Origin of the sequence: Rhizobium sp. BK418 (genome assembly GCF_004341105.1) — a bacterium.
Lineage (GTDB): Bacteria > Pseudomonadota > Alphaproteobacteria > Rhizobiales > Rhizobiaceae > Rhizobium.
Genome location: NZ_SLZK01000011.1, coordinates 128062 through 137186, shown reverse-complemented (window position 1 = coordinate 137186; position 9125 = coordinate 128062). Strand labels below are relative to the sequence as shown.

The 9125-nt window shown below is 60.7% G+C and carries 8 protein-coding genes; 4 read left to right on the top strand and 4 right to left on the bottom strand.

Annotated elements, in window-relative coordinates:
* A partial coding sequence (locus EV281_RS31940) for a helix-turn-helix domain-containing protein (RefSeq protein WP_281027853.1) occupies positions 1-80 on the bottom strand: 80 nt, incomplete at its 3' end.
* A 527-nt stretch (positions 81-607) separates the two neighbouring features.
* Here EV281_RS31940 and EV281_RS29435 point away from each other — a divergent pair.
* Entirely contained in the window at positions 608-1105 is a 498-nt protein-coding gene (locus EV281_RS29435) for a DUF4142 domain-containing protein (RefSeq protein WP_132658294.1), read from the top strand.
* 129 nt (positions 1106-1234) lie between these two features.
* Here the strand turns inward: EV281_RS29435 and EV281_RS29430 are convergent, their stop codons facing one another.
* Genes EV281_RS29430 through EV281_RS29420 form a run of 3 tightly spaced genes read right to left on the bottom strand, consistent with a single transcriptional unit; the run spans position 1235 to position 5359 of the window.
* Positions 1235-2308 (bottom strand): lipocalin-like domain-containing protein, encoded by a 1074-nt coding sequence (locus EV281_RS29430; RefSeq protein WP_132658292.1) that lies wholly within the window; start codon positions 2306-2308, stop codon positions 1235-1237.
* Complete coding sequence (locus tag EV281_RS29425; RefSeq protein ID WP_132658290.1) at positions 2298-4703, bottom strand: ABC transporter permease; 2406 nt, start codon at positions 4701-4703, stop codon at positions 2298-2300. Before EV281_RS29425 ends, EV281_RS29430 begins: the two co-directional genes overlap by 11 nt.
* Positions 4703-5359, bottom strand: a complete 657-nt coding sequence (locus tag EV281_RS29420; protein ID WP_132658288.1) for an ABC transporter ATP-binding protein — start codon at positions 5357-5359, stop codon at positions 4703-4705. Before EV281_RS29420 ends, EV281_RS29425 begins: the two co-directional genes overlap by 1 nt.
* A gap of 627 nt (positions 5360-5986) precedes the next feature.
* Here EV281_RS29420 and EV281_RS29415 point away from each other — a divergent pair.
* Genes EV281_RS29415 through EV281_RS29405 form a run of 3 tightly spaced genes read left to right on the top strand, consistent with a single transcriptional unit; the run spans position 5987 to position 8752 of the window.
* Positions 5987-6601: an NADH-quinone oxidoreductase subunit C gene (locus EV281_RS29415; protein WP_132658287.1), complete on the top strand. Its 615-nt coding sequence runs from the start codon at positions 5987-5989 to the stop codon at positions 6599-6601.
* 21 nt (positions 6602-6622) lie between these two features.
* Positions 6623-7813, top strand: coding sequence for an NADH-quinone oxidoreductase subunit D (locus EV281_RS29410; protein ID WP_132658285.1), 1191 nt, complete (start codon positions 6623-6625; stop codon positions 7811-7813).
* Between the two features lie 54 nt (positions 7814-7867).
* Positions 7868-8752 (top strand): MBL fold metallo-hydrolase, encoded by an 885-nt coding sequence (locus tag EV281_RS29405; protein WP_132658283.1) that lies wholly within the window; start codon positions 7868-7870, stop codon positions 8750-8752.
* The last annotated feature ends 373 nt before the right edge of the window (positions 8753-9125 follow it).

Here is a 9125-nt window from a genome sequence, read left to right as displayed (position 1 = left end):
TCGCGGCGAAGGGTGCGAGCGATCTCCGCCTGACTGATCTTCTTCTCATACATCCGCGCAATGACGCGACGTTCGTCCATACTCAACTGCACAAAAGAGCGGGCCATTCCATCCTCCTGAAATCATGGCCATTATTGTCTTCGTTGCATTTGAAATTGGAATCTGCCCCCCTTACATAACGTTGCGGCATAATATGCATTATGGAACTCGCCGGCTTTGCTTCGCGACAGGAGAGGGTCGACCTCGTGGCGTTGCGCAGCTACAGCTACTTGAACCTGAAATCGGATGGCGATGCTTCGAGTTTTCGAGGCTGCGCCCCGCAAACGGCAATCGCGATGCAGCGCGCGGCTTACGGATACAAGGAGCGTCATCCATCTCGCGATACGATAATGTAAAGATTGATTTGCTCTTGGCCGTTCTGGCCTTGTGATAGTTTCTCGACGCCGGTTTCCGATTATCCCACGGGTCTGGCCCCTGAATTGATGGCCTCCTTTCAACCCTCGAGACGACATGGTCCCTCGCGCGCGGTCAAACCGACTAGCAGCGAGGTCGGGAACTTCTGGCGTGCGCCGATGTTAGTCGTGAAGTCCTATTGATTGAGAGCACTATGAAGGCCTTCCTTGCATCAACATTAATTATCGTCGCAGCCATGCCCGCGATGGCTGCCGACGACGCAGCGACAAAACACGCCACCGACTTCGCCACGAAAGCTGCCCTGTCTAATCAATTCGAGATGGAAGCGGCCAAGATCGAGATCGCCAAGGGCAAGGCTTCCGAGGCCAAACAATTCGCGCAGGACATGCTGACAGACCACGGCAAGGCCGGCCCGCTCTTGGCAGAGGCTGCAAAAAAGGACGGCATCGCACTGCCGACGGAGCTTGATAGCGAATATCGCCTGAAGGTCGAAGCTTTGCAGAATGCCGATGCAGCCAACTTGGATCAAGCCTATCTGTCGACGCAGGTGACGGCCCACCAACAGGCAGTCGAGCTCTTCGATCAGTTTTCGAAGCAGGGCCCGGATGGCGAGCTTAAGAAAACTGCCTTGAAAATTCTGCCGGACCTGCACATGCATCTGACGCGCGTTCAGGCCCTAGCTTCGAAATAGGGGGCATTGCCCCCGCAGGGCGGTCGTACTGTTCGATACCTGTGGGATCGGCGCGGCTTTCGCAGGATGATGCACTGTCGTCGGTCGAGACGCTCTTCTAATCAGCGTCGAACGGTTAGGCGCGCGCTTTCAATAGCCGGTCATTTCGAGGTATCCTTGGCCCGACCGTGTCCCTTTCACTGCGATCGGTCCTTCCCAATAGGGTGTGAACGTCGACATCCAGGACTGGTCGTTGAGCGGCTCCGTCATGATATCGAGGTCCTTATCGGGAATCCGAAGGTGCCAGGCGACCGGGATCTGCCGTCCGTTGACCCATGCCTGGCGAGCCGGGTTTAGCGTGATCGAGCCCGCCGGGAGCGGCTCCGGTTGACCGTCCGGCGAAATCCAGGTCACGGACATGAATCCGGCTTGCTGATCGCGCAGGCGGAAGGCCATGACCTTCTCGCCGTTATCCAGATGCAGGGAGAACCAGTCCCAGCCCGTCTGTTGGGAGGAAAGTGGCTGCGATGACCATTCCCTGTCCAACCAGGCCTGACCCCTCACCTTGATCCTAGAGTCGTTGATCGCAATGGTGCCGTCTACATCGAAGAAAGGCTGGGAATAGTAGTAGCTCGCCTGACCTTCGGCTGATTTCGGTGAATATCCGTGGTCGCCCTGCAGAACCAAGGGTTTTTTCGTCGTGAGACCGAGGCTGAAGCTAAAGCCCTCGCCGGCCGCCCTCAGGGTCAGCGTGCTGAGCAAATCGGCACCAGGCGCTGCCGGTGCCCCTTTCATTTCCCAGTCGTCGATCCAGGCTCGAAACGGCGCCAGCGTCACGCCCGCCTGTCCGACACCGCCGCGGCCGAATTTTTCGGCGACAAGTTGGCGTGTGCTCGTCGTCAGTGCCGCATGTCCGATCCAGATCTGGGGATCGGCAAAACCTCTTCGTTCGACAGGGCCAAGGGCAGAGCGAAACAATGTCCATTGCGCACCATACCGTTTCCCGTCATCGCCCTGCAAATTAGCGGTCACATACCACCATTCGATCCGGTAATCCGGATGCGGGCCGTGATCGGCAGGAAAACTCAGCTGGTGGCCACGTTGGGGGACCGAAAAGCCCTGGGCGTCAGTTCCGAGACCTGCAAATCCCTGCGCCCGCACCTTCGGCGCCAGCCAGCCAACACTGACGGCGACAAACAGAATGACGAAGCATTTAGCGTTCATTGGCGAATATCCTTAACAGGTCGGCCGGGTCGATCGAAGCCAGGCGACGCACCGACGCAAGAACGGAGGCCAGCGCAGCGAGCAGCGCAGCGGCGCCGAGCCTGGCCCAGTCGAGCGGAAAAACCGACATGGGCAGGCGCCAGCCGAATGCCTCGACGTTCACGATCGCAAGCAAAACCCATGCTAGGGCGAGGCCGACAGGTATGGCAGCAACGAATGTCGAAAACCACAAGGCCAGCGTTCTTAGAATTTCATAGCGGGCCAGATCGCGCCGTCGCACGCCGAGCGCCCATAGCGGCGCCAGCTGGGGCAGCCGGATGGTTGACAGCGTCAATAGGCTTGAGAACATCGCAAAGCCTGCCACTACAAGTGTCAGGATGTTCAGTGCGCCAGTCACCTTGAAAGCCTGATCGAAAATTGCTCTTGACTGCTGCTTGAGGCTCGCTTGGTCAACGATCGCGTCGGCCGGCAGGCCAAAGTCGTCAACAAGCTGGCGAGTCAGACTTGCCGCCCGGCCCGGCGGTACGCGGATTCCGTAGCGAAGTTTCGACACGTGCGGATAGTGCTCGACCAGAGCATCAATACCGACAATCACCTGTCCCGTAGGGTTGCCATAGTCGGAGTAGATTCCGACCACGGGCACAAGCCATCCGCCAGGCAGGGCGATCGTCTGCCCTATCGCCGCCGCGCCGCGCCGCCACATCTGTTCGTTGATAATCGCGCCTTGCCCGGCTGCAATTTTGTCCCAGGTATCGTTTGCGGCGGCCATGAGGGGCCAGTGGTCCCGGTAGGTCGCATCGTCCGCGACGCCGAATATCTGCAGGTCCTCGCCCGCGACCCTGCCATCGACGCTCCAAATGGGTAAGACGGCGGTGGATCGTGAAGCCAGCCATTCGCGCAGGCGGCTGGCCTGATCTTCGTTTCGGGCCGTCACATAGAGCTCGGCCGCGAGCCTTTGATCTAGCCAGCCGATGAAGGTGAGCCGGAAGCTCGACACCATCGTGCCGACGCCGATATTGGCAGACAAGGCCAGCAGCAGCGCCATCAAAGCAAGCGATAGTCCCGGCAGTTGCTGGCGCGTATCTGCCCAGAACCACTGGTGGAGCGCGTCGCCCGCCTGCGCCTGCGCGAACTTCATCGCGACAGCAAGAAGCGGGGGAAAGGCTAGGGCCGCGGCGAGAAGCAGGCAGCCGAGGACGGCAAATCCGCTCAGCAGCCCCGAGCCAATCCATAGAAGAAGGACCGCCAAGGCCAGAAAAAGAACTGCGGCCACGGCTTGATAGATCTGGCCGACCGCGGACGCGCGAGCCCAGGCGCGCGGCTGAGCGGCTGCAAGGATCGGAAGCCTCCAGACACGCCATAGGCTCTGGGCAGAGGCGATTGCGGTACCGCCGAGCGCGATCGCCATTCCCGCAAGCCACCATTGCGGACGTAGCGACAGCGACCCGCCAACCGAGGCGCCGTAAAGACCTCGCAGTGTCGCAGCGACGCCCGGCATCAAGGCGGAGGCGATCACGTAGCCGAGAACGACGCCAATCAGACCCGACACCAGCGCGAAAGCTGCAAGCTCGAGCATAAGCATGAAGGTCAGCGCGCGAAGCGAAATGCCAAGCGAGCGCAGCGTGCGAAACGTCCCTCGCCTCTGTTCGAAAGCCAGACCGCTTGCCGAATAGACGATAAACAGCCCGACGGCGAAAGACAGAAAACCGAAAGCTGTGAGATTCAGATGAAAGCTGTCGGTCAGACGCGCCACATCGGCCCGTTGACTTTGGCGGATGCTGAGGTCGGGGGCGAGTTCGGAGAGCGGCGGCAGAGCGGGCTTCTGACCCGAGGCGATCACAAGACGGCTGATGGCGCTTTGCGCACCCAGTAATCTGTCTGCTGCGGAGATGTCGAGGAAAGCCGCTCCTTCGGGAACCTGATCTGCGACCTTGATGCTCATCTCGGTCTCGCCCCGCAGCATTTCGGCGGTGGCTGACGAGACGATCAGCTGTCCCCTGCCGGATAAGAATTCGGCCAGGTCGGCCCTGTTCAAGATCGATGGTCCGGTGCCATTTTGCGGCATGGTCAACGGATCGATGCCGATGAGCCGCAGGCGCACCCTGCCGAGCCTTGCCATTCCTTCGATCACGGGAGAGACATTCCAGCCTGCCTGCCGCAATCGGCCGTATGTCGCAAGGGAGATTCCGTCGCCCTTGGTGGCAACAAGCTGCGCCAGCCCATCCTGCTCCAGCACTGCGGCGGCACGGGCATAGCTTGCGCGGGCCTCGGCGTTGATTGCCTGAACACCCGACCAGAGACCGGTCGCCAACGCAATGCCTGTGACAAGTGTCAGAAACTGGATAGGTTTGCGTCGCCAATGCGACAGCAGCGCCAGAAAGCTCCAAAGCGTCATTACGCAATCCTTCCGCCGCGCAGCACCACCTTCCGATCAAGGCGATCGGCCAACTTCATCGAGTGAGTGACGAAAAGCAGCGCCGAGCCGGCGGATCGTGCCAACGTCAGCATCAGCTCGAGAACACGATCGCCAGTTTCTTCATCGAGATTGCCGGTCGGTTCGTCTGCCAGGACCAGCAGCGGCCTTGCGGCAAGCGTGCGGCCGATCGCAACGCGCTGCTGCTGGCCTCCCGACAGTTGCTCGGGATAGCGGCCCATATAGCCATCGAGCCCAAGCGCGAAAATGAGCTCCTCTTCCCAGGCGCGATCATGGCGGCCGGCCAGCTTGGCATGGAAGGACAAGTTCGCCGATACGTTCAGCGACGGAATGAGGTTGAACTGCTGAAACACGAGGCCCACCTTGGTCCGCCGGTAGTTGGCCCTGTCGACATCGCCGAAGACGCCGATATCTTCACCGTCCATAATGATCAGACCGGCGTCCGGCCGGTCGAGCCCGCCGGCAAGATGAAGAAGCGTGCTCTTGCCGCTGCCGGACTCCCCCATGAGGGCGACCGCCTCTCCGGCCACAACGTCAAGATCGACCCCCTTGAGGATATCTACGCGGCCTTCGGCCGTCAGGTAGGACTTTGTGACGCCGGTCAGCGTTAGGATCATTGTGGTCTCTATGTTGGAGGATGATCGGGACGCGTCCTAGCCTCTCGGGGTGCGAACGGAAGGACCGTGGGACTCCAAACGCGCTGTCGTTTTTCGTAATTCCGGCAAGCTGGATGATGTCGGCTTTGCGGCGCCGAGCCTGGTTGGGGTGACACGGCCCATGCTTTAGTCGCGGGACGCTAAACGATCGCTTCGGCTGCTGCATCTCCGTGTCGGTATGGCCTGGCCCTGGTCCGCGCTTCGAACCTCGTGGAGCCTTTTTTGTTCCTGATCGCTGACCTCCTATTCGCCCGTCCCGACCCCGCCGAGCAACCGCTTCACGTCTCCGAGCGAGGTGCCCCTCCATTGTCGCTGCAGGCGCAAACATCAGCAATTCCTTATCACCGTCGCTTTGCTCCCGCGACAAAGCAATGGCGCGGGTGTGCAGGTTCGGCGGACGATGTCAGACCGAGCGAATAGCTCAACGTTCGCAACGCTCTTCCAAAGACGGTAGCGCTCAGTCGCGGGGAGACGTTTTCGCTCCCGAGTGTGTCGCTCCTGCGGGCGCCCCTCCCCTGCCTCCTCAAAATCATGATCCACCGGGAACATGTGCCGCCATCGCTTGTTGGACGGCGACCGGAGGCCACCATGCAACAAACACCGCAAGAACGATTGCAATCCCTGCTCGATCACCTTTCTGCCAATCTTCCCGAAGCCGTCCTTACAACGCAATATAGGTTGAACGAATTGACCTTGGTCACCGACGCCGAGCATCTCGTCGCGCTACTCGGCTTCTTGCGGGACGATCCGCACTGCCGCTTCATTTGCCTCCTTGACATTTGCGGCGTCGACTGGCCTGGCAGGGCCGCCCGCTTCGACGTCGTCTACCATCTCCTGTCACCTGGCCTCAATCTCAGGCTCCGCGTCAAGCTTGGGACGGACGAGGACACACCGGTGCCTTCCGCGTGCCGGCTCTTTGCCTGCGCGGACTGGTATGAACGCGAGGCCTGGGATCTTTACGGGATCATGTTCACAGATCATCCGGACCTGCGGCGGATCCTCACCGACTACGGCTTCGAAGGCCATCCGCTTCGCAAGGATTTTCCGCTCACGGGCTTCGTCGAGCTCCGTTACGACGATGCAGCCAAACGCGTCGTCTACGAACCCGTCGAACTCAAGCAGGAATACCGGCATTTCGACTTCCTCTCGCCCTGGGAGGGAACCGATTACGTTTTGCCGGGCGACGAAAAGACCAGCGCCTGAACGGCCAACACGGAGAGCGTCGTGAGGGAACACAGCATTCGCAACTTCAACATCAATTTTGGTCCGCAACACCCTGCGGCCCATGGCGTGCTGCGCCTCGTCCTCGAGCTTGACGGCGAAATCGTCGAGCGGGTCGATCCGCATATCGGCTTGCTTCATCGGGGCACTGAAAAACTGATCGAGAAGAAGACGTATCTTCAGGCCCTGCCCTATTTCGACAGGCTCGATTATGTTGCGCCCATGAGCCAGGAACATGCCTATTGCCTGGCCATCGAGAGACTCCTCGAACTGGAAGTGCCAATCAGGGGGCAACTGATCAGGGTGCTTTATGCAGAGATCAGTCGCATCCTCTCCCATCTGCTGAACGTCACCACCCAAGCGATGGATGTCGGTGCGCTCACGCCGCCGCTGTGGGGCTTTGAGGAGCGCGAGAAGCTGATGGTCTTTTATGAGCGCGCCTCGGGTTCGCGCATGCACGCTGCCTATTTCAGGCCGGGGGGCGTTCATCAAGACCTGCCGGTCGATCTCATTGAAGATATCGGCCGCTGGTGCGAGACGTTTCCCGCCACGCTTGACGATATCGACGAGCTTCTGACCGGAAACCGCATCTTCAAGCAGCGCAACGTCGATATCGGCGTCATCAGCCTCGAGGACGCTTGGGCGTGGGGGTTCACAGGCGTTCTGATCAGGGGATCGGGGGCGGCCTGGGACCTGCGTCGCGCACAACCTTACGAGTGTTACTGCGACCTCGATTTCGATATTCCGATCGGCAAGAACGGCGACTGTTACGACCGGTATCTGATCCGCATGCAGGAGATGCGGGAATCGGTCCGCATCATGGTGCAATGCGTTGAGCGATTGCTGTCGCAAGCTGCAGGCGGTCCCGTCTCGTCCAAGGATGGAAAAATTGTGCCGCCAAAGCGGGGAGAGATGAAGCGCTCCATGGAGGCGCTCATTCATCATTTCAAGCTTTATACGGAGGGTTTCCGCGTTCGCGCCGGCGAGATCTACGCGGCCGTCGAGGCACCGAAGGGCGAATTCGGCGTCTACCTGATTGCCGACGGCACGAATGCGCCTTATCGGTGCAAGATCCGCGCTCCAGGCTTTACCCATCTCCAGGCGATGGACTTCCTGTGCAGAGGCCACCAGCTCGCAGACATATCCGCCATTCTCGGCTCGCTCGACATCGTGTTTGGCGAAGTGGATCGCTAGCCGCCGCGCGCTTGAACGTCAGACGGGCGGGCGCCAATCGACAAGGAGATGATCTTGACCGTCCAGCTTCCGCTCGAAAAGAGCGACCTCGCCCCAACCGCCGAGACCGGGTCCGGCATCTCCGCAATCCTCCCGGACCTTGCCTTTCGCCGCATGTCGATCGTCAACGTCATCTTCTATGGCGAGCCCGCAACCGATGCGGGCTGGGTGCTGATCGATACAGGACTTTCGACCTCGCGACAGGCAATCATCGAGGCTGCCGAACGTCGGTTCGGACGCACGAGGCCGCCATCGGCGATCCTCATGACGCATGGCCATTTCGATCATGCAGGCTCGCTCGAGGCGCTTGCTCAACACTGGGACGTGCCCGTCTATGCCCATCGCATGGAATTTCCCTACCTGAACGGCCAAGCCTCCTACCCACCTGCCGATCCTCTGGTCGGAGGCGGCGCAATGGCATTGCTGTCACCGCTTTATCCGCGCTCTCCGGTCGACGTGGGGCAATGGTTGCAACCATTGCCCCAGGATGGGAGCGTGCCCTTCATGCCGGGCTGGACCTGGCTTCACACGCCCGGTCACGCACCAGGGCACGTTTCCTTCTGGCGCGCGGCGGACAGGTGCTTGATCGCCGGCGACGCAATCGTCACCACCGGTCAGGAATCAATCTATGAGGTGATGACGCAGCGCCCCGAAATGCACGGGCCCCCGCGTTACCTGACGCCTGACTGGGATGCGGCGCAGCGCTCCGTCCTCGAACTCGCCGCGCTCGAACCGGAGGTTATCATCACGGGGCACGGGCCGCCGGTGCGCGGTGCCAACATGCGTGCTCGCCTGCACCAACTGGCGGACAACTTCCGAGAGATCGCTGTGCCCGCTGGAAGGCCTTATGCCCTTGATCCGGCAAAACCCGGCAAGCGCGGCAACGATACCTATCGTTGACCTGTCCCCGCAGTCGCTGCCGCCCGCTCCTTGCCGGGTCGGACCGTGATGTCCGAGGCGTAAGCGCACGCGCTCGTCTGCCTCACAGCTGGCGGCGACCTCGCCTTTACTGATGCAGTCGAGGATGAATGCGGCCGCTTCCTCGCGCCTGTCCCAGATCGGGAAGTGACCTCAGGCTTTGAAAAGCCTCGTGGTGGCCGCAGGAAAGGCCATATGAGCCCGCGTGATCTGCCCGACGAAACGGCGACGGCGATGATGATCGTTCAACCCGTCCGGCGCTAAGCTAAGCGACCTTGTTGCAAGAAGCAGCCTGCCCCGCTGGGTTGTCAGCGCGTTGCGCGCAAGCTGGATAAGGCGCTTCAGCACACTTGCG

Bases quoted from the DNA above. Each gene is read 5' to 3' on its own strand.
- EV281_RS29415 (WP_132658287.1), top strand. From the start codon at position 5,987: ATGCAACAAACACCGCAAGAACGATTGCAATCCCTGCTCGATCACCTT.
- EV281_RS29430 (WP_132658292.1), bottom strand. From the start codon at position 2,308: ATGAACGCTAAATGCTTCGTCATTCTGTTTGTCGCCGTCAGTGTTGGC.
- EV281_RS29425 (WP_132658290.1), bottom strand. From the start codon at position 4,703: ATGACGCTTTGGAGCTTTCTGGCGCTGCTGTCGCATTGGCGACGCAAA.
- EV281_RS29435 (WP_132658294.1), top strand. From the start codon at position 608: ATGAAGGCCTTCCTTGCATCAACATTAATTATCGTCGCAGCCATGCCC.
- EV281_RS29420 (WP_132658288.1), bottom strand. From the start codon at position 5,359: ATGATCCTAACGCTGACCGGCGTCACAAAGTCCTACCTGACGGCCGAA.